At 31.8% G+C, this 21,750-nt stretch carries 21 protein-coding genes and 1 pseudogene; 6 read left to right on the forward strand and 16 right to left on the reverse strand.

Annotation, left to right across the window (positions count from 1 at the left end; all coding sequences use genetic code 11):
- Window positions 1-338 precede the first annotated feature (338 nt).
- The 6 genes and pseudogenes from ACJBCC_RS10885 to ACJBCC_RS10910 all read left to right on the forward strand — a co-directional run bounded on the left by ACJBCC_RS10885 (window position 339) and on the right by ACJBCC_RS10910 (window position 5,338).
- Window positions 339-923 carry a TetR/AcrR family transcriptional regulator gene (locus ACJBCC_RS10885; RefSeq protein WP_407557186.1) on the forward strand — a complete coding sequence of 195 codons (585 nt, stop codon included), beginning with the start codon at window positions 339-341 and terminating at the stop codon, window positions 921-923.
- Complete coding sequence (locus ACJBCC_RS10890; RefSeq protein ID WP_407557187.1) at window positions 924-1,589, forward strand: NAD(P)H-binding protein; 666 nt, start codon at window positions 924-926, stop codon at window positions 1,587-1,589. It begins immediately after the preceding gene.
- A 7-nt stretch (window positions 1,590-1,596) separates the two neighbouring features.
- Window positions 1,597-2,229: pseudogene (locus tag ACJBCC_RS10895) on the forward strand (NAD(P)H-dependent oxidoreductase).
- Window positions 2,230-2,241: 12 nt separating this feature from the next.
- Window positions 2,242-3,240, forward strand: a complete 999-nt coding sequence (locus tag ACJBCC_RS10900; RefSeq protein WP_407557188.1) for an NADP-dependent oxidoreductase — start codon at window positions 2,242-2,244, stop codon at window positions 3,238-3,240.
- 21 nt (window positions 3,241-3,261) lie between these two features.
- Window positions 3,262-4,422 (forward strand): iron-containing alcohol dehydrogenase, encoded by a 1,161-nt coding sequence (locus tag ACJBCC_RS10905; protein ID WP_407557189.1) that lies wholly within the window; start codon window positions 3,262-3,264, stop codon window positions 4,420-4,422.
- A gap of 238 nt (window positions 4,423-4,660) precedes the next feature.
- Window positions 4,661-5,338, forward strand: coding sequence for a type 1 glutamine amidotransferase domain-containing protein (locus ACJBCC_RS10910; protein ID WP_407557252.1), 678 nt, complete (start codon window positions 4,661-4,663; stop codon window positions 5,336-5,338).
- 133 nt (window positions 5,339-5,471) lie between these two features.
- Here ACJBCC_RS10910 and ACJBCC_RS10915 read toward each other — a convergent pair whose 3' ends face one another.
- From ACJBCC_RS10915 to ACJBCC_RS10990, 16 genes are all read right to left on the reverse strand, one after another.
- Entirely contained in the window at window positions 5,472-6,761 is a 1,290-nt protein-coding gene (locus ACJBCC_RS10915; protein ID WP_299100417.1) for an ATP-binding protein, read from the reverse strand.
- 123 nt (window positions 6,762-6,884) lie between these two features.
- Complete coding sequence (locus ACJBCC_RS10920) at window positions 6,885-7,736, reverse strand: SDR family oxidoreductase (protein ID WP_299100416.1); 852 nt, start codon at window positions 7,734-7,736, stop codon at window positions 6,885-6,887.
- 104 nt (window positions 7,737-7,840) lie between these two features.
- Window positions 7,841-8,509, reverse strand: a complete 669-nt coding sequence (locus ACJBCC_RS10925) for an aspartate/glutamate racemase family protein (RefSeq protein WP_407557190.1) — start codon at window positions 8,507-8,509, stop codon at window positions 7,841-7,843.
- A gap of 1 nt (window position 8,510) precedes the next feature.
- Complete coding sequence (locus ACJBCC_RS10930; protein WP_407557191.1) at window positions 8,511-9,512, reverse strand: L-histidine N(alpha)-methyltransferase; 1,002 nt, start codon at window positions 9,510-9,512, stop codon at window positions 8,511-8,513.
- Window positions 9,513-10,667 (reverse strand): ergothioneine biosynthesis protein EgtB, encoded by a 1,155-nt coding sequence (gene egtB / locus ACJBCC_RS10935; protein ID WP_407557192.1) that lies wholly within the window; start codon window positions 10,665-10,667, stop codon window positions 9,513-9,515.
- Window positions 10,668-10,676: 9 nt separating this feature from the next.
- On the reverse strand, window positions 10,677-11,417 hold the full coding sequence (locus ACJBCC_RS10940; RefSeq protein ID WP_407557193.1) for a hypothetical protein: 741 nt from the start codon (window positions 11,415-11,417) through the stop codon (window positions 10,677-10,679).
- A 6-nt stretch (window positions 11,418-11,423) separates the two neighbouring features.
- Complete coding sequence (locus ACJBCC_RS10945) at window positions 11,424-13,034, reverse strand: glutamate synthase-related protein (protein WP_407557194.1); 1,611 nt, start codon at window positions 13,032-13,034, stop codon at window positions 11,424-11,426.
- A 293-nt stretch (window positions 13,035-13,327) separates the two neighbouring features.
- Entirely contained in the window at window positions 13,328-13,528 is a 201-nt protein-coding gene (locus ACJBCC_RS10950) for a CsbD family protein (RefSeq protein ID WP_407557195.1), read from the reverse strand.
- A gap of 139 nt (window positions 13,529-13,667) precedes the next feature.
- The gene (locus ACJBCC_RS10955; RefSeq protein ID WP_299100405.1) at window positions 13,668-14,045 is read right to left on the reverse strand and encodes a nuclear transport factor 2 family protein; all 378 of its coding nucleotides are present in this window, start codon (window positions 14,043-14,045) and stop codon (window positions 13,668-13,670) included.
- 2 nt (window positions 14,046-14,047) lie between these two features.
- Window positions 14,048-14,245: a hypothetical protein gene (locus ACJBCC_RS10960; protein ID WP_299100403.1), complete on the reverse strand. Its 198-nt coding sequence runs from the start codon at window positions 14,243-14,245 to the stop codon at window positions 14,048-14,050.
- A gap of 90 nt (window positions 14,246-14,335) precedes the next feature.
- Complete coding sequence (locus ACJBCC_RS10965; RefSeq protein ID WP_299100401.1) at window positions 14,336-15,217, reverse strand: AraC family transcriptional regulator; 882 nt, start codon at window positions 15,215-15,217, stop codon at window positions 14,336-14,338.
- 134 nt (window positions 15,218-15,351) lie between these two features.
- Window positions 15,352-16,743 carry an NAD-dependent succinate-semialdehyde dehydrogenase gene (locus ACJBCC_RS10970; RefSeq protein ID WP_407557196.1) on the reverse strand — a complete coding sequence of 464 codons (1,392 nt, stop codon included), beginning with the start codon at window positions 16,741-16,743 and terminating at the stop codon, window positions 15,352-15,354.
- 155 nt (window positions 16,744-16,898) lie between these two features.
- Window positions 16,899-18,788 carry a monovalent cation:proton antiporter-2 (CPA2) family protein gene (locus tag ACJBCC_RS10975; RefSeq protein WP_299100396.1) on the reverse strand — a complete coding sequence of 630 codons (1,890 nt, stop codon included), beginning with the start codon at window positions 18,786-18,788 and terminating at the stop codon, window positions 16,899-16,901.
- Window positions 18,789-18,791: 3 nt separating this feature from the next.
- Window positions 18,792-19,388 carry an NAD(P)H-dependent oxidoreductase gene (locus tag ACJBCC_RS10980; RefSeq protein ID WP_299100393.1) on the reverse strand — a complete coding sequence of 199 codons (597 nt, stop codon included), beginning with the start codon at window positions 19,386-19,388 and terminating at the stop codon, window positions 18,792-18,794.
- 47 nt (window positions 19,389-19,435) lie between these two features.
- Entirely contained in the window at window positions 19,436-20,056 is a 621-nt protein-coding gene (locus tag ACJBCC_RS10985; RefSeq protein WP_299100392.1) for a MarC family protein, read from the reverse strand.
- A 271-nt stretch (window positions 20,057-20,327) separates the two neighbouring features.
- Window positions 20,328-21,746: an efflux transporter outer membrane subunit gene (locus tag ACJBCC_RS10990; protein ID WP_299100390.1), complete on the reverse strand. Its 1,419-nt coding sequence runs from the start codon at window positions 21,744-21,746 to the stop codon at window positions 20,328-20,330.
- Between the last annotated feature and the right edge of the window lie 4 nt (window positions 21,747-21,750).

The raw sequence follows: 21,750 nt of genomic DNA on the forward strand, positions 1-21,750 counted from the left end.
TTTTGGTACTAATATTATGACTTCATTGGTAGTATCAAAAATAGGTAATGGGAGAGATATAAATTCTTTACTATCATTTTAGTGTCAATTTTTATCCATTAACATTATGTGTAAACTATAGTAGGTAGCTCATAACTTAATATTATTACTGCTGCCTTAGTTATTTTATTTATTCTACGTTAACAAGGTTATAGCTTTCAGTTGCTTTTTCAATCAAGTATAATTCAGTTGTAATATTTAAAAATTTCTTTTTTGAAATAAAAGAGCATATTAAACCTTTGTTAAAAAAAAGAATGAACGTTCATTTTTTGTTTATTTTTGTCAATGAATTTAAGAAAATGGCAAAACTTCAGAAAAGTATAGATAAACGTAACGCCCTTGTAAAAGCGACAATAGAGTTGGTAAATAACAATGGATTTCACGCAACACCTATGAGCAAAATAGCTAAAATGGCTAACGTGTCTCCTGCTACTATTTACTTGTATTTTGAAAACAAACAAGATTTGGTTAATCAAACATATATTGATGTAAAAGCAGAATATACCAATTTTGCTTTTAGTACTTATAATCACGCAATGCCAGTTGAAGAAGGTTTTAAATTGATATGGAATCGTATAGCCGACTTTAAACTAAAGGAATCCAAAAATGCTTTGTTTTTAGCACAATGTGATAACACACCAATGATTGATGAACAGAGTAGAAGGGAAGGAATAAAACATTTACAACCGTTACTAGATCTCTGGGAACGTGGCAGGCAAGAAGGTATAATAAAACCTTTATCGGATTATTTACTGTACGCTTATGCTATAAATCCATTATCGTTTTTAATGATTATGCAAAAACGCGGTGTATTTCAATTAGATAGAATTCACTTAGAAGAAGCTTATGAATCTGCTTGGAGCAGTATAAAAGTTTGTAAATAAATGAAGAAGACAGCAATTATTTTAGGTGCATCAGGATTAACAGGTGGTTTATTATTAGACCAACTGATTAATGACGATCGCTATGAAAGCATCAAGTTGTTTTCACGTTCTAAAATTGAAGGGTTACCAAGTAAAGTCAAACAGTTTATTGGAGATTTATTAGAAATCGAGCAATTTAAAAGTGATTTTACAGGTAACCAAGTGTTCTGTTGTATAGGTACAACCAAAGCAAAAACACCAGATAAAGTATTATTTAAAAGAATAGACCACGGTATTCCTGTTTCAGCAGCGAAATTAGCTAAAGCCAATGGTATTGAATCTTTTTTAGTCATTTCAGCTTTAGGTGCAGATGCGAATAGTAATGTGTTTTACAATAAAACAAAAGGCGAAATGGAACGTGATATTTTAAAACTAGATTTAAAGAGAACGTTCATTTTTCAACCATCATTAATTGGTGGAGACCGCAAAGAAAGTCGCACTTTAGAAGATATTGGAAAAGCTATCTTTAAAGTTATTCAGCCTTTATTCTTAGGAAAATTAAAGAAATATAAAATCACAGATCCTAAAAATATGGCTGAAGCTATGATAAATCTAGCAAATAGCACAAGTTATTCTGATGTTGTTATTACTTCGGAGGATATTAAAAGAATTACAACAAACAATTAAAAATTACATGGAATTATTACATAAATTAAACTGGAGATATGCAACAAAATCAATGAATGGTAATGTTGTGCCAGAAGAAAAAGTAGAACGAATTTTAGAAGCAGCACGTTTAGCAGCAACCTCAAGCGGTTTGCAACCGTTTGAAATTATAGTAGTTAAGAATAAAGAATTAAAATAAAAAATTAGAGAAGTGGGTTGGAACCAGTCTGTGATTACAGAAAGCTCTCACCTACTCGTTTTTGCAGCTTGGGATACTTATACAGAAGAACGTATTAATTATATGTTCGACCTAACTAATGAAATACGTGGTTTCAAAAGCGAAGGCTGGGAAAATTACCGTCAACAATTATTAAACTCGTATCCTCAAAAAGATGCAGAAGAGAATTTTAATCACGCAGCCAAACAAGCTTATATAGCACTTGGTCACGCTTTAATTGCAGCAGCTTACGAAAGTGTAGATGCTACACCAATGGAAGGTTTTGATGCGGAAGCGGTAGACCAAATACTAGGTTTACGTGCTAAAGGATTAAGAAGTACCGTTTTATTACCATTGGGTTACAGAAATGAAGATGAGGATTGGTTGTCTGGACTCGTAAAGGTTAGAAAACCAATGAAAGATTTAGTAACAACTATCGATTAAAAAAGAAAAATTATGACTAAAACAATAGTATTAAATAATAGACCCAAAGGAAAACCTACACTTTCAAATTTCGAATTTGTTGAAGAAGATAAAACACTAACAATCTCCGATAGTGAGATTCTATTAGAAGCCGTTTATGTTTCTGTAGATCCTTATTTAAGAGGAAGAATGAGTGACGCAAAATCTTACGTTCCGCCTTTTAAATTAAACGAACCTGTACACTCTGGTGTCGTGGCTAAAGTTTTAGAATCTAAAAACGAAAAATTCCAAGTTGGAGATTACGTTTCTGGTATGCTAAACTGGTCTACTCAACAAGTGTCTAATGGTGAAGGCTTAAATAAAGTTGATCAAGAAAAAGCACCTTTAAGCACCTATTTAGGCATTTTAGGTATGACAGGTTTAACAGCCTATTTAGGCTTAACCGAAATAGGAAAACCTAAGAAAGACGAAACTATTGTGGTGTCTGGAGCTGCAGGAGCGGTTGGTAGTGTTGTTGGTCAAATAGCAAAAATTTTAGGCTTACGCGTTATAGGTATTGCTGGTACAGATGAGAAAATCGAAATGCTAAAAAGTAAATTCGGTTTTGATGAAGGTATCAATTACAATACTACAGAAGACATGAAATCTGCAATCGCTAAAGCTGCACCTAATGGCGTGGATGTGTATTTTGATAATGTAGGCGGACCAATTTCTGATGCCGTTTTATTCAGTATCAATCATTTTGCAAGAATTATAATTTGTGGTGCAATTTCAGTTTATAATGAAACAGAATTACCTACTAGTTTGAGCGTACAGCCATTTTTAGTAAAAAACAGTGCTTTAATGCAAGGCTTTATAGTGAGTAATTATGCTGAAAAATTCCCAGAAGCGATTCAAAAATTAGCAGGTTGGTTATCTGAAGAAAAATTAACCTATACCGAAACTATTGTAGATGGTTTCGATAATATTCCTCAAGCTTTTATCGATTTATTTGAAGGTAAAAACAAAGGAAAAATGATTGTGAAAATATAATAACCAAAAAAGAAAAAGAAGATGAACAATTTTGATTTTAAAAACCCAACCAAAATTATTTTTGGAAAGGATACTATAGAAAAAGTAAAAGAAGAAATACCTGCAGATGCCAAAGTATTATTGCTTTACGGTGGAGGAAGTATAAAGAAAAACGGAATTTACGACCAAGTAAAAACGGCTTTAGCAGATGTTGATGTCACTGAGTTTGGCGGTATTCCTGCAAATCCAGAATACGCAACATTAATGGACGCTTTAAAAGTAATTAAAGATGAAAATATTACTTACTTATTAGCAGTTGGTGGTGGATCTGTAATTGACGGAACTAAATTTTTATCTGCAGCAGCAGTTTACGAAGGCGATACACCTTGGGATATTTTAGCTAAAAATATTAGAACTGAAAAAGGAATGCCTTTTGGTACTGTGTTAACCTTACCTGCAACAGGATCTGAAATGAATTCTGGTGCAGTAATTACTCGCGAAGATACTAAAGAAAAGCTAGCAATGGGTGGACCAGGTTTATTTCCTGAGTTCTCTATTTTAGATCCGCAAGTAATTACCTCTATCCCAGAACGTCAATTAGCAAATGGTTTAACTGATGCTTTTTCACACGTTTTAGAGCAATATATGACGTATCCAATTGGTGCCTTACTACAAGATCGTTTTGCTGAAAGTATTTTACAAACGTTAATTGAAGTAGCACCAACGGTTTTAAAAGACCCAACAGATTATAAAGCAGCGTCAAACTTTATGTGGAGTTGTACTATGGCTTTAAATGGCTTAATACAAAAAGGAGTGCCGACGGATTGGGCTGTACACGCTATAGGTCACGAATTAACGGCTTTATTTGGTATTGATCACGCACGTACGTTAGCAGTAATTGCACCAAGTCACTACAAGTTTAATTTTGAATCTAAAAAAGAAAAACTAGCACAATATGCTGAACGTGTTTGGAATATAACTGAAGGTAGCACAGACGATAAAGCCTATGCTGCTATTGAAAAAACAGTCGATTTTTTCCATGAATTAGGTATTGATACAAAGTTATCAGATTACACTAAAGATTATGAAGGAACAGCAGAAGAAATTTCTGAACGTTTTACAAAACGTGGGTGGACGAAGTTAGGTGAACACCAAAGCTTATCTCCAGAAAAGGTAGAGAAAATAGTCAAAATGGCTTACTAAATTTAATAGTCTGATTTGAGTGTAGTTAAAATGCTATAATGGCAAAATTTCTAAGGTTTTTAGCTATGCTCAAACTGACACTATTAATAGTATAAAAAATTTAAAAAAAATGAAACTAGGAAGTTCAATAGCAGTGATGCTAATACTTATTGCAGCATCTAGCTGTATAGACAAAACAAACATTGTCCCTACTGAAACTGTTTCAAAAAATAGAACAGAATTAAAAAAAGAAAAAGAAATGAACATATTATTTGTATTAACATCTCATGATAAACTAGGAGATACAGGAAAAAAAACAGGATTTTGGGTTGAAGAGTTCGCAAATCCATATTACACATTATTAGATAAAGGTGCTAAAATTACAATTGCAACGCCAAATGGTGGTGCTGCTCCAATTGATCCAAGTAGTGATTCGCCAGATGCTGCAACAGAAGATACTGAGCGTTTCAATAAAGACGAAGAAACTAAAGCATTAATTGCAAACACACATAAGTTAGCAGATATGAATCCAGACGATTTTAATGGCGTATTTTATCCTGGAGGTCATGGACCATTATGGGATTTAGCAAACGATGAAACGTCAATTGCCTTAATCGAAAAATTTAATGCACAAGAGAAGCCTGTTGCATTTGTATGTCATGCTCCTGCTGCATTAAAAGATGTTAAAGGAATAGATGGAGAACCATTAGTTAAAGGTAAAAAAGTTACTGGTTTTACAAATACAGAAGAAGAGGCTGTTGGCTTAACGAAGGTTGTTCCATTTTTAGTTGAAGATATGTTAAATGAAAATGGTGGAATTTACTCTAAAGAAGAAGATTGGGCAGCTTACGCTATTCAAGATGGTAATTTAATTACTGGTCAAAATCCGGCATCTTCTGAGTTAGTTGCAGAAAAATTAGTAGCGAGCTTAAAGTAGTTCTACTAATTTATTAGTAAAAGGTTATCATTTGTTGATAACCTTTTTTTATTTAAAATAATGAAATATAACTTTATACAATGTTATAAAAGCTAAAATGTAAGAGACTAAATCTTAGAATATAATGTATGTTTTATTCTTTTGAAAACGTAAAATAGAACGTTGTACCTTTACCTTCTTCACTTTCTAACCATATGGTTCCATTGTAAAAATTGACAATCTTTTTAACAATTGATAAACCAATTCCAGATGAAGACCCAGTGCTCTCTAATTTTGTAAAGACTTTAAATATTTTATCGAAGTAATTACTATTAATTCCTATACCATTGTCTTTTACATAAAATTCATAAATATCTCCTTTGTCAAGATAACCAACATCGATAGTGCCATTTTCCTTGTCAGTGTACTTAATTGCATTTTGTATGAGGTTTTGAAATACTTGTTTAAAACGCCACGCATTACCAGTTAAACTTGGTAAGTTTTCTTGTATTGTAATTTTTGTAGTTTCTGGTATTAGCATGGTTTGTAATACTTCATCTACAATGATATTAAAATCTATTAGAGCATCTTGTGCATCTAGTTTATTAATAGTAGAATAGTCTAAAATACCTCTAATTAAATTATCCATTTTTTCTACATTAAAAATAACTTGGTTTAAAGGATAAAAGTCCTTTTCATCAATTTTAGATTTATTATCATCCATAAACCAACCTACCAATGTATGAATGTTTATCAATGGTGCTTTTAAATCGTGAGATACTACATGTGCGTATTCATTTAATTGTTCATTTTGAAGTGATAAATCTTTCAGTAATTGTTCCTTTTTCTCTTCTTGTGCTTTTATCTTTTCTTCTTGTTCTTTTCTTTGAATGACGTTAACTAGCATATTTGCATAAACAAAAAGAATGTCTTGCTCGTTGTCATTGTATTTATTGATTTTTTTAACCGAATCAAAGCCCACAAATCCAATTAATTCATTGTTTTTGATTTTTGGTATCGCAATTAAGCTTTTTATACCTTGCGGTTCTAATATAGCACGTAAACCAAATTCGCCATCTTCTGGTAATAAACTCACATCTTCTACATAAAAAGCTTTACCTTTTTTATGCGCTTCTAACCAATGTGTTATGTAATCTATTGGGATATTTTGTAAATTATCAATTTCTGCTTCTATACCATTACTACACCATTCATAGGTGTTTGAGGTCGTATTATTTACAAAGTCATAAGAAAAAATATAACTGCGATCTGATTCCACAAACTCACCAATTTGTTTCAATGATTTATGAATTAAATCATCAATATCTGACAAGTCCGAATTAATATAAGTAGTAGAAATACTAATTAATAATTGCTGAAACCTAAGTTGTCTTTCAATTATTTTATCTTTCTCTAATTTTAATATTTGGTCTTCATTTTTCATAAATAATTAAACTATTTAAGCATTTTAAGTATATCTTTTTGAAAGATACTCCATAGATCTTTAATAATAAAATTAAGTTTAAAATAATCAAAATGTAAACACCATATCTGTAATGATTTGCTTTTAAGTTGTTGTCTTATAGCTATTCATCATCGTCAATACTGATGAATGCGGTCTACCTGTTGCTTTTTCAAAATCTGAAGATACATCGTTTGCACCTTCTTTAATCCCTTCGTAAATTCCTGCAATAATAGTTCCCATAAAATCACCTAATTCAGCAATTCGTTCTGTTTTGTAATCTTCTACAGATACATTATTAAAACTTAAATTGGTATTAAAAACTTGGTTGATATTGTCTGCTAGTTCGGTTTGTGTGATTCCGTTATCTACTAAGTTATAAGTTTGTTGATTGTGTTTGTCTTCGGTAAGCATTTTTGCATAGGCATAACCTAATTCTTCACGACTCGTATAGGTGCATTTTCCGTCTGCAGCACAATTTCTTATTTCTCCGTCTTTAACATAAGTGTCAATGTATTCTAAATCGGGCTCTATATAAATGCCATTTCTACCAATAACCCAATCTAATCCAGAATTTTGAACATCTCTTTCTGTTTGCCTGTTGGTTTGCACTATAGGACTAAAGGCATTGTTTTCTTCTGCGCCAACAATACTTGTATAAACTATTTTTTTTACGCCATTTTGTTTTGCTGCTTCGATAACGTTTCTATGTTGAATAATCCGTTTTTCAGGTGTATCCATTCCAGATACCAATAAAACCGCATCAATCCCTTTTAAGGCTGTATTAAAATCTTCACGATTATTATAATCTCCTTTTCTAACTTCAACATTAAGATGCTTTGCTTTTTCAGTCGTACGAGCAATAGCGATTACATTTCCACTTCCAATTAGTTTAACAAGATGTTTAACAATAGAAGCTCCTAATTTTCCACTTGCTGATGTGACTGCTATTTTCATAATCTATTTTATTAGAATTATTAATTCATTTTACTATACAAAGATTAGAATTAATGAAACGACAAGAAAGATGAATGTTAACCTAAAAATGGTAAATATCTGCTTTATTCTAAGATGTACTTTATCGCTTGTTTTATTTGTACATCTGCCATATCTAAAAGGTTTTTATTCCCTTTAGGTTTTAAAATTGATAATTCTGTACAAGATAGAATTACAGGATGTTTTTTAGAATAGGTATTAATTAGTAAGTGATATTTTTCAATGAGTTCAGGTGTTTCGGTGTCATTATAAATATGTTTTCTAACGTCATCAATAAAACGCATATCTTCTTCTTTTGGAAGACTAATTTCAATGCCATTACTGTTTAATTGATAATTGATATACGAAGCATTCATACTAAAAAACGAACCGAATAAAATCACTTTATCCCATTTGTTGTCTTTAATCTTTTTAATACTTAATGAAATTGGATGAAGCACATTTTTACTGATATTTAATCTATCAATAGTTTCATGTAATGTAATATTTGGAATGAGCAGATGTTCAGCATTGAGATTTTCTATTTCAGTTGTGTATTGTTCCACAGCCTTATCCAACTCGTTTGATGTATATGGTAACAACGAATTAATGGCATTAAAATCTGCATTTAGCAATATAAAGGGACATGTACTATAATCGCCTTTTGCTTCATTATATAAACGATTTAATTCACTTAAATAATATAAAGTAGAACGACTTCCTAATCCTAATACGGCTAATTTGTTTGTTGGCATTTTAGTGTCTTGTCAATATATAATCTGCAAAATAGGCTTTACTATCTAGAATTTTAGTTTCTAAAGTGAAATCGGTATTTGCTATTATTTTTTTGATTAAAGCATCGTTATATTTTCTAGAAATTTCAGTGTGAATTTTTTCACCTGCTTCAAAAGTGTAAGAAGTTTCTAGTGCATTTATAGTTACCGTTTGTTGTTCTGTACTTACTATATAGCTTTTTGCAATGCCTTCCGCTTCGTTATATTCTGGTTGATGTTTAAAGGTTTCTAGATTAAAATTCGCGCTTAATTCGTCATTAATTCTTTGCAATAAATTAAGATTAAATTTTTCTGTAACCCCTTTACCGTCATTGTATGCAGGAAGAACAATAGCTTCCGATTTTATTAAATCTACACCTAAAAGAAGTTTATCTCTTGGTTTTAAATTTACGCCTAAATTATAGATGAATTTTGCAGCCTTTTCATCGTTCATGTTTCCTATATTAGAACCTAGAAACAAAATAACTTTGGGTTTACTACTGTTTTTTAGAGACGCTAATATTTCAAAATAATCGCCTTGTTGTTTTTTTACCGAAACGTTAGGCAAGGTTTTAGAAAGGTCTTTTTCTAATAATTGTAATGCATTTGAAGAAATATCAATAGGTAAATAATCGAATGTATAATTCTGCTGGTCTAAAGCCTTTAAAAGTTCTTTTGTTTTTAGGCCATCTCCTGCGCCAAGCTCAATTAAATCAAAATGTGAATCTGTCTTTATTTGAAAAGCATCTATTAAATCTTGTGTTTTATTCTGAAAAATATCGAGCTCACTTCGCGTTAAATAGTATTCTGGAAGATTCATAATCTCTACAAAAAGAGCATCACCAATTTTATTATAGAAATATTTAGAAGATAAGGTTTTGGGATTTGATTCTAGCCCTTGTTTTACATCCTTTTTAAATGTTTCTATCATTTCTATATTTTGGTTATTCTGATTCTTAGTTTTAGTCTTTGTTGTATCTATCATCTATTTTGCTAGTCTAATTCCAGTAAATTGCCATCTTTCTGTTGGGTTAAAAAAATTACGATAAGTTGCTCTACTATGGTTTTTTGAAGTAGCAACAGAAGCGCCACGAAGTACCATTTTATTACTCATAAATTTGCCATTATATTCGCCTACAGCACCATTTGCTGTTTCAAAGTTAGGGTAGGGCAGATAGGCACTATTTGTCCATTCCCATCGTTTTCCCCAATGGAGTTCTTTAGATGCAATTTCCCATTCAAATTCGGTTGGTAAACGCATACCTTTCCATGCTGCAAAGGCATTAGCTTCAAAAAAATTAATATGACTTAAAATAGCATCGTTATCTACTTTTTGTAATCCTGCAAGCGTATAATAATGCCATTCACCATCTACTTGATGCCAATATATTGGCGCTTTTATTTCATTTTTATTTACCCACGACCAACCTTCATCTAACCACAAATTAAAATCGGAATATGCTCCAGATTCCATAAATTCTAGATAGTCACCATTAGTAACCAAGTGATTATTTACTTCAAAATCGTCAACATATACTTTATGTACACCTAATTCATTATCATAACAAAAACTGTCTGCTTGATGACCAATTTGATATACACCAGATTGAATTTTAACTGTATTTGTAGTCGTGTTTCGGTCTTTAATTAAATTGAAATCTTTGTGATACTCAGGGAAAATAGGATTATGACCAAGCATATATTTCACGTCTGTAATTAAGAGTTCTTGATGTTGCTGTTCGTGATTTAAACCAAGAATTACTAAATCGATTACCTCTTCGTCTGTAATACGTTCTAAAAAATCATTCATTTTTGAATCTACATATGTTCTATATGCAAAGACATTATCTATACTAGGACGTGACATGTTGCCTCTATTGGTTTGCAAAATTCTATCTCCAAAACTGTTATAATAACTATTAAAGAGAAAGTTGAAATCCGCATCAAATTCTCTATAATCTTTTACATAATTTTTAAGGATAAAAGTCTCAAAAAACCAAGTGGTATGCGCTAAATGCCATTTTGCAGGACTTGCAAATTGAACTACTTGTATAGAAAAATCCTCTATGTGCAAATGGCTGCAAAAATCTATGGTTGCGGTTCTTACGTCGTTATACTTTTTTATAATGTCTATTTTCAAACTGAATTATTATCGATTAAATTGATTTATGGCTTCTTTAAAAAACGAAACGGCTTCATGTTTTGCAACTTGTGTCGCTGGTAAAATGGCACCTTTAAAATCTTTGTTTATCCATGTACCATTTTTTAAAGTATTAAAATTTGAAGGTTCTATTGAATTTCCATCTTTGTAGCCACTAATATATAGATAATGCACATCGCTTAAATTATCAGGTATTGCAAGCCCAAGACCAAAACTTATAGCATCGTCAACCAATGGTGTGAAAATACCAGTATCAAAGTGATGTGGCCAAACTCTAATGCTCGCGTCTTTATTAAATTCAGAATTTATTTGCTCTAAACTTAATTGCGCTAAAGTTCTTAGTTGTACCAACTTTTTTAAATCTTCAGTACTTTCTAATTGAAACGTATAAGAATTATCAATGCTGTAAGGTAAATCGTAATGTAAGTTATAAGTGTATTCTTTATTTAAATGCGCTTTAGAGGTGTCTGCTAACCAACTTAAAACTTCTTGGTGTGTAGCTCCATCTAATTCAAAAGTAACAGTTCCGGTTTTAGATTTCCATTGCAATGAAAAATCATTATAACTTAAGCATAACTGGTCTTCGTTTTTAGATAGTAAATGGGTTTCTAAAGAGGCATCTTTTATATTAAAACCCAAGTTTGTATGGCTATCATCGTCTTTTTTCTCTAGGAAACTAATTCCTGCTGCAGCCAAATATTGTGCAGCTAAATGCATTTGTTCTTTCATGATTTCTTAGTTTATTCCAGCGTAATTAATTCCTGTAAGTTTATGTATATCAACATCAAAAGTTGATAAATCATCGTGATTAAATTTATTGACATCATCATAACCACAAGCTCTTGCGACTACCTTAATTAAATCATTTGTAGCATCAAAAAAGTTATGTAATTGTTTTGCTGAAGCGTCTATAATTAATCGACTACGCAATGATTCTTTTTGAGTTGCAATGCCAACAGGGCAATTATTACTTCCACAAGCACGCATGCCTAAGCAACCAATGGCTTGCAAAGCCGAGTTTGAAACCGCAATGGCATCTGCACCAAGCATTAATGCTTTTGCAAAATCTTCGGCAACTCGTAATCCTCCAGTGATTACTAGAGTAACATGGTTGGCTCCAACTTTATCTAAATATTTGCGAGCTCTAGCTAAAGCCGGAATTGTTGGCACATTTATATGATCTCTTAAAATGGTTGGTGCAGAGCCTGTTCCGCCACCACGACCATCGAGTATGATGTAATCCACACCTACATCGAGTGCAAATTGTATGTCTTTTTCAATATGACTTGCTGCTATTTTAAATCCAATAGGAATTCCACCAGTTCTTTCACGTACTTTTTGTGCAAAATCTTTAAAATCATCTACACCATGAAAATTAGGGAACGTTGCAGGCGAGATTGCTGTCTCACCTTCATTTAATCCTCTCACTTCTGCAATTTCTTTACTTACTTTATTACCTGGTAAATGGCCTCCAGTTCCTGTTTTTGCACCTTGACCACCTTTAAAATGAAAGGCTTGTACATTATCTAACTTATCCCAAGAAAATCCAAATTGAGCAGATGCTAACTCATAAAAATATCTCGAATTATTAGCTTGTTCATCAGGAAGCATTCCACCTTCACCAGAACAAATACCCGTTCCAGCAAGTTCTGCGCCTTTGGATAATGAAATTTTAGCTTCTCTAGATAAAGCGCCAAAACTCATATCGCTAACAAATAAAGGAATATCTAATTTTAATGGTTTTTTAGCATTAGGTCCAATAACCACTTTAGTCGCCACAGACTCTTCATCTAACAATGGACGCGTTGCTAATTGCGCTGGCAAAAACTGAATATTATCCCACTTAGGTAATGTATTTCTGTCCACTCCCATGGAAGCTGAAAACCCATGGTGTCCTAGATTTTTAAGTCCGTTTTGTGCTAATTCTTTAATATAACCTGTATAAGGTTCTGTTTCTTCAGGATGTGTGTCTGCATATGAACCTAAATAGTTATCTCTGTTAAATGGTTGAGGGTTATTAACTAAGTAAGCTTCAATTTCAAAGGCGTCTACAAATAAATCATCACCTTCAATTTTAGTTGAAAATTTATGAAGCACTTCTTTGTTATTGTATTCTGAAACACCAGAATCTACGCGATAATCCCATCCATGAACTCCACAAATTAAGTTGTGTCCATCTACGTGACCATCAGACATTAAAGCACCTCTATGTAAACATCTTCCATAGAGCACGGAAATATCTTCATCGAACTTTACAATAACCAAATCTAAGCCATTGACTAAGGCGTGTTCAGGTTGTTTATTTTTTAATTGACTAACTTTAAATAATTTGGTTGGTTTTTTCATCTGGTAGTTTTATAAAAGTTAGGTCGAATCTTTTTCGAAATAATTACAACAATTATTTATTTACTGCCTAAAGTTGAATATCTCTGTTTTACAACATGATCTATTTTTCTAAATTTAGTGAATTTATTTTTCATCAGTCGAATTCAATTGTTAAGGTCTAATTATACTGTTATTACAAGTATGTTTTATATTAGAGTAAAAATTTGATGCATACGTTTGGTAAGTTAAGAATGAAAAAAATGCTAAGACTTATATATTTTTGTCTTAGCATTGATTATATAAAATAATGGTTTTTAGAATTTTAAACTATCTAAAAAATTATTTATTTTCTCTTTAGACTCTCCTGTTTTCCGTTGTATTCTACCAACTAATTCGTCCTCTTTTCCTTCTTGATAATCTAAATCATCATCAGTTAAATCTCCCCATTGTTGCTTTAATTTACCTTTAGCAATATTCCAGTTTCCTTTCAATTTATCTTCTATAGCACTTGTCATAATTTATGATATTTAATGTTATATAAACCATTATTGGCTTATGATGTAAAATTAAGGAGTATTCATAGCTTAAGTTGACGTAATCCATTTAAGAGTTAATTCAAATCAAAATTATTTTAAAAGGATTTGAACGAAAAGTTTAATACATTGTATTCCTATTCATAGCCTTTTCTGGTACTTGCTGAATGCTATCCCAATGTTCTACAATTTTGCCATTAGCATCAAACCTAAAGAAATCCATGGTTATGTATTGGTCATTATCTGGCCAAATTTGATGCGTATGTAATGCTACTAAATCATCTTCAGCAACCGCTCTTACAAAGTTTATAGATTTCACAGGATATTCTTTTTGCATGCGATTGAAATAATCAATAAAAGCTTGCGGACCATCCGCAACAATTGGATTATGTTGTATATATTCTTCTCCAACATATAGTTCTACTGCTTTTATTGGGTTGCCTTCATAAGCCATTTTATAAAAGGCGATAGCGTTTTTTTTGTTTTGTTGAGTATCCATAATTATAGTTTAGCTTTTAATATTTCTAACTCTTTTTCTAAAGCCTCAGCTTTATCCTTAAATTTTTGCATGGCTTTTTTTAGTTGGCCAATTTTTTTAAAGGCATTCTCATCTTGAACTGCTGTATAAGTTTCCACAGCATCTTTCATTTTATATTTTGCTTTTGCGCCACAAGTTGAGCATGTTCTTACGTCTGACATTTGAATTCTTTTTGATAACAAATATCTTATAACTACACTATGTTCTAAAGATGAATATCAGTGTAAAAATGGTAAATATCGAACCTGAATTTACAAATAGTCCTTTTTGAAATTATTTGGTGTAAAACCTGTATGCTTTTTAAAGTATTTTACAAAGTTTGTAGGTTCATTAAAACCCAATGTATACGCCAATTCAGTACTTTTAATTTCGGAATTTATAAGCAATCGTTTTGCTTCAAGAATTATAAATCTATCTATGTATTGCTTTGCAGTCATAGAAATAATATCCTTACAAATGGTATTTAAATGCTTATAAGTAATGTGTAATTGTTCAGCATAAAAATCAGCATTTCTGCTACTTTTATACTGTTTTTCTAGAATTGATTTAAAATCTAAAAAGACATGAATTTGTTTGGATTGTTTAAGATGATATGTTTCAATTTCCTTTAAGCTATCTAACTTAGAAAAAATAATAGAATGCAAGGATTTATAGGTCTTTTCTTGATTGTAATCTTCTTTTTGATTGTTGTATTCTTCATACAATAATTGAAAATAATTTACCACATTAGATGTTTCTGGTACCTGAATGATTGGCGAAAACAAATGTGTATTAAATAACCGAATTAATTCATTTTTAGGTAGATTATTAATCTGCTTTTTTAAATAATCATCAGTAAATAATAAGATGTATCCTTCTAAACCTTTAGTAAACTGAAACGCGTTTATTTGACCTTTTGCTACATGTGTAATGGTATTTCTCTGCACTTTATGCCAAACAAAATCTATGAGTTGTTGGCTTTCTCCTTCGGTATATAACACAATCATATTAAAAGCGACTTGGTGTGCTTTTTCAGGATGATGGTCTAAAACTTCATTTTTACGCGCCGCCAGATTTTGAATAGTCAAGATTTCAATACCACTGTTATTTGGTTTTTTAGAATTGAAAACAATATTTGGAATGTTCTTTGGCAAAAATCTCTGGTTATATTTTAAATCTTAATCAAGATACAATCTTTTTAAAATACTTCCATTAAATGCATATCTGATTTATAAAAAAAGAGCCTATAAATTGATATTTATAGGCTTTTTTACTATTCTATTACAGTCTAATTATTAAGTAATATGGATTTAGAATTGACAAACTCTCTAATTCCGAAACCACCATGTTCTCTACCATAACCTGAATCTTTAACACCTCCAAAAGGCATGTTTGGATGTGCTAAACCAAATGAATTAATATTAATCATACCTGTGTCAAAATGTTTTTTTGCAAGTTCTACGGCTTTGTCTTCATCCTTACTAAAAATTCCGCCACCTAAGCCAAATCGACTATCATTGGCAATGCGCATCGCATCTTCGTTATCTTTTGCTTTTATTAATGAAGCCACAGGACCAAAAAGTTCTTCGTCGTAAGCAGGTTGTCCTTCTTTTACATTTGCTAAAATTGTTGCTGGATAAAAATAGCCTGTTTCAGATGGAATTTCTCCACCACACAACACATCAGTACCTTTCTTAATACTGTCTTCAACCTGACTATGAATCTTATCTCTTAAATCTTTTCTAGCCATTGGTCCAATCTTTGAATTTTCATCGTTTGGGTTACCATAATTAATAGCTTTCATTTGCTCAACAAAAGCTTCTTTAAATTCATCGTAAACTTCATCAACTACCACAAAACGTTTAGCTGCGACACAGGTTTCTCCATTATTAAAAACTCGTCCTTTAACGCTAGTCTTAACAGCTAATTCAATATCTGCATCATCTAGAACTAAATAAGCATCGTTACTTCCCAATTCTAAAACGGTCTTTTTTAAAGCTTTACCTGCTTTTTCAGCAATGTATTTTCCAGCTTCAGAACTTCCTGTAAGTGTTACACCTCTAACTTTGTCATGTTCAATAATTTTATCTGATGTATCATGGTCTATAATTAAAACGGTAAATAAGTTTTTTGGTAAACCAGCTTCTTCAAAAATTGTATTTAACATTAATGCAGAACCTGTTACATTTTTTGCGTGTTTCAATAACACGCCATTTCCTGCCATTAGATTTACAATAGCATATCTTATTGCCTGATATAGTGGGAAATTCCAAGGTTGTATGCCATAAATAACACCAATCGGTGCTTGTTGAATAATACCTTTTCCACCATTAGGTAAGGTTCTATTTTCGTCTTTTAAATGCTCTTGACCTTGGGTTGCTGTATATTCACAAATGCCTTGACACAGTTCGATTTCTTGCTGGCTCTGCTTTAAAAGTTTACCCATTTCATCTGTCATAAGCTGAGCATATTCATCTTTATGCGCTGCTAGTTTTTTGGCAACGTTTTGTATAATCTCTGCACGATGACTAAGGGATTTTAATTTCCATTCTGAAAATGCTTCATGACAACGTTCTACAGCTTCAAAAGCCTCTGTTTCTGTCATGTAATTATAATGTTTTATTTCTTTTTCTGTAGTTGGATTAATTGTTTTAAACCCTTTTGTTTCTTCATTATCCATAGTTCTATTTTTATCAATTCATCTAAAGTTAGCGAAGTGAAAACGTAAAATCTATGGCTTTAAGAAATCCTTAAGACGTTTGAATCATATCAGTTAAAAGTAATATTATATGAACACATGATTAGGCAAAAATGAAAGAGAATTAAGCTTTTGCATTATAAATCACTCGATTTTTCTAAAGCTTTTCTAATGTGCTCACTATCCCAATGGTTATCAAAATCAACGATACCTCTTTTAAAGTCGGCTTCTAGTAATTCTTCTTGCTCTTGTAATTCTTTTCGAGCTTTAAAAATATAATCTTCCTCGCGTTTTGGCTCTTTAGCTAAACGCCTTAAACTCGTCTCATCATATTTAATGAAATTTTTAACTTGTCTGTTTAAAGTATATTTTCTGAAACCTAATTTGTGCAACACATCACTCGCGAGCGATAATGATGTGTCTAAAGATTCGCGATAAATGTTTTCTCTACCAAGGTTTAACAACTCGTAAGCATCGTATCTGTTTTTAGTACGAATCATAAGTTCTACGTGAGGATATTTTTCTTCCACTATTTTACTAATGGCTTTAGAAACCTTTACTTTGTTAGTGGCAATAATTACAATTTTAGCGTCTGCAATGCCAGCAGATTCTAATAAATCTAAACGTGTTGCATCTCCATAATATACTTCAAATCCCATTTTACGTAGAAAATCTACACGATTAGAATCTTGGTCTAAAACGGTTGCTTCTACACCATGAGACCTCAAAAAACGACCGACAGTACTTCCGAAGTGTCCAAAACCAACCAAAATTATTTTTTGCGATTTTGCAATATGGTCCATAGGACGCTGTATGGATTCTTTGGTGCCTACTTTTGGAAGAATAAAACGTTCATTTATTATACTGATAATTGGTGTTAAAGCCATACTTAGTGCTGTTATTACTAACAACATATCCATTTGTTCTTGTTCTAAAATATTAAGTCCAAATGCAAAAGACAGCAATACAAAAGCAAACTCTCCAACCTGTGCTAAACTGAAGGTTAGCAATAATTTTTGGTCTAGTTTTAATTTAAAAACACGACCAGTAATATATAAAACCACAGCTTTTAATACAATAATGGCGATTAAAACGCCTCCTATGGTTAGCGGACTTTTGGCAATAACGATAAAGTTAATAGACGCACCAACTGCCATAAAAAATAAACCTAATAACAAGTTTTTAAAAGGTTCTAAGGTACTTTCTAGTTCATGTTTAAATTCACTACTCGATAAAACGACTCCACCTAAAAAGGCACCTAAAGCCGGACTTAAGCCAACCAATTCCATAATAAGCGAAATGCCAAATACAATTAAAAATGCAGCTGCTATTAATAATTCTCGTACACCAGTTTTCGCTACTTTTCTAAGCATTGGCACAATGACAAAGCGACCCAAAGCAATAACAATAACAACTGATAAAATAATTGCTAATGTTTGAAAACCTAATGGTAAACTATCTATTAAACTTAAAGATTCACTATGATTATCGGAATGTGATTCTACATTAGAATTAGATAGCAAAGGCATTGCACCAATCATAAAAATCACAATAATATCTTGAAACAATAAAATTGAAAAAGCGCTAGTCCCAAACGTAGTGTCCATTAACCCTTTTTCTTTTATGGTCTGCATAGCAATAGCTGTAGAAGATAAAGCTACAGCCATAGAAATTACAAGAGCGACTTGCCAATCATATCCTAAAAAGTAGAATAGCAAGTAGGATAAAAGCATCGTGCCGCCAACCTGAATGCCTCCCATTCCGAGAATGGTTTTTCGCATGTTCCAGAAGTTTTTGGGTTCAATTTCTAAACCAATAAGAAACAGCATCATCACAACACCAAATTCTGCAAAATGAAGTATATCATCGCCTTCCTCTCCTATAAAACCTAAAACATAAGGTCCAATTAAAACACCAGCCAATAAATAACCAATCACAGAACTTAAGCCCAAACGCTTGGCAATGGACACACAGATTATGGCTCCTGCTAAAAATACAATGGCTTCAAAAAGTAAACTTCCAGTCATGTTTTACGAGCTTTTAAGTTGTGGAATATCATTAATGAATGACATTTTTTCAAAGTCATTCATGGTTAATTCGGCTTGCAGTAAATCGATTAATTTTCCGTAGTTAACTTTGTAATCGTGCAATTTTTCATCGGAAAGATTATGCGTTCCCATTACTGCAAAAGGTGGAAAATATGTCATGCCACATAAATTTGCAGTTTGCTCAAAAGGTCTTAAAAATTGCTCCACCGTAAAACTGTTGTAACCTGCAGAACAATACACTTCTTTAGAACCTCCAGTGGTTATAGCATTGAGACACGTTTTGTTGTGCAACGCTTTACCTTCTGGTCCATAAGCCCAATTAAATTCTAACACCATATCAATCCATTGTTTCATTAATGGTGGACAACTATACCAGTAAAACGGATGATGCCATATAATAATATCATGCTGTTCTAATAACTTCTGTTCTCTTAGCACATCGATATGAAAATCTGGGTATTCATTATACAAATCATGAATAGTTACGTTTTCTTTATCTTTAATATGATTAATTAAAGCTAAATTAGCTCGAGATTTTTCTAGTTTTGGATGAGCGAAAAGAATTAGAATTTTTTTCATGCTGCCATTTATATTATTATATGCTCTAAATTTTCAATCAGCTTAAATTAAGCTACTAAGTTAAAGGCAAGTTTAATTCCTGTTATAATCATACCAGTTCCAATAATGGCAATAATTAATCCCATAATTTTTCCTATTACGGAAATCACATTATTACCTACAATTTTTACAATTAAATCACTTAATCTAAACGTAAAATAAGTTAATATACTCATGGAACCAAATATGGCAATCACTAAAATAATATGTATAGTCTCTGCTTTAGCAACAAAATTCATGGCTGTTACAATTGTTCCAGGTCCAGCCAATATTGGAATCGCTAATGGCGAAACAGCAATGTTTTCATCTACTGCAACATTATCAATTGTTTTTACATTAGATTGCTTAGACTGAAGCATATCAAAACCTATAAAAAATATTAGAATTCCACCTGTAATTTTAAAAGCAGGAATTGTGATGTTAAATAATTCAAAAATATATTTGCCTAGCAGTACAAATACAGCAACGATTACAAATGCTATAAAATTAGATTTTCGGTTAATGTCATGTTTTGTTTTTTTATTTGCACCTTGAGTTAATGACAGAAAAACCGTCATATTAGAAATAGGGTTTGTAATTGCAAAAAATGCCGTAAATACAGCTATCGAAAAGGTAATTAGATTATCCATTTTTTATAAAATGTTAGTTGGTAATACTATGACTTTACCAATTAATACCAGTTGAATTACTTTAAAAAGTAACAAGTTAAGTATGTTTTATTGTGATTAAAATAGAAATAGACAAAAAGTTAAAAACGATTTTTAACTTAAAGCTCAATTATTACTTAGAAATGGTATTTAAAATAGGATGTTTATCAATTGATGAACACCCTATTTTATAAACTTTTTATAGATTTTCCATCTAAATTATAGATAGAAAATCAGTATTATGTTTTAATTTTTATCTCCAACCACCACCAAGCGCTTCATATAAATCTACAACGGCAATCAACTGTTGTAATTGACTGTCTATTATATTAAGTTCAGCGCTCAATGCACTTTGTTTAGCAGTTAGTAAATCTAAATAATTAGCATAGCCATTTTTAAGTAACTCTTCAGAATTTATCTCAGCAGACCTTAAAGCTTCGACTTCATTTTTTCTAAATTCGAATTTTTTCGTTTCCGCTTCAAAAGTGAACAAGGCATTAGACACTTCATTACCAGCAATTAATAACGTTTTTTTAAAGTTTAGTAACGCTGTTTCTTGGTTGGCTAATGCAACTTCTTTTTGAGTTTTTAATTTTCTTTGATTCAGTAACGGCTGTGTTAAACCACCAACAACAGTTGCAAATAAAGAGCTTGTATTAAATAAATCATCTAATTGTAAGCTTTGTAATCCTCCCGAGGCTGTTAGCGTAAGGGAAGGGTAGAAGCTACTATTAGCAACATTGGTTAATTCAAAGTTTTGGATTAATGCATATTCTGCTGCCATAACATCAGGTCTATTACTCAATAGAGTAGCAGGTAAACCAAGTTTTAAATCTTGATCTATTTTTTGTACATCTAAAGTTGCTCTTTCAAAATTTTGTGCAGATTTACCCAATAAAATACTAAGTGTGTTTTCGGTTTTAAATATGGCAGTTTCTATATCTACGAGCAAAGCTTTTGCATTATTGTAAAGCGCTATGTTTTGATCTACAGCAACCTGTGTTTCTTGTCCTGCATCTTTAAGAGCTTTAATTGTGGTTACACCACTTTCTCGTGTTGCAATCGTTTGTTTTGTTATTTCTAACTGAGCATCTAAAGCAAGGAGATTATAATAGGTGTTTGCAATGCTTGATATTAACTGCGTTTTTACAGCCTGATGAGCGGCCACACTTTGTAAGTATGAAGCTTGCGTGGCTCTATTATTACTTCTTATTTTTCCCCAAATATCTGCTTCCCAAGATAAATTTGCAGTGACATCGTAGGTGTCTAATCCTCCACTGAAAATTGAACCAAACTGACTGTTTTCTGAAAATTCTTGACGTGTGTAATTAGGGCCAACACTTAATGTTGGAAAGAATCCTGCTTTACCTTGCTTTGCATACGCTTCTGCAGCGATCATTTGTTGCAGTGCAATACGGACATCCATATTATTTTGCAAACCTTCTTCAATATATTGTTGAAGGTACTTGTCTGTAAATAAGGTTTTCCAAGAAACATCTGCTATAGAAACACTATCTGTAGGTAAATTTTCCGTTCTGTATAGCGCTTCAGTTTCAGCTGTTAAATCTGGTCTTTTATAATCTTTAGCTACAAAACAACTTTGAATTGTTAAGGCTACGATAATTAATAAAACACCTTTGCTAAAATTTCTATGTATTATAATTGATTTCATTTTT

Source organism: Winogradskyella sp. 4-2091 (genome assembly GCF_045765065.1).
In the GTDB taxonomy this organism is placed as follows: Bacteria; Bacteroidota; Bacteroidia; order Flavobacteriales; family Flavobacteriaceae; genus Winogradskyella.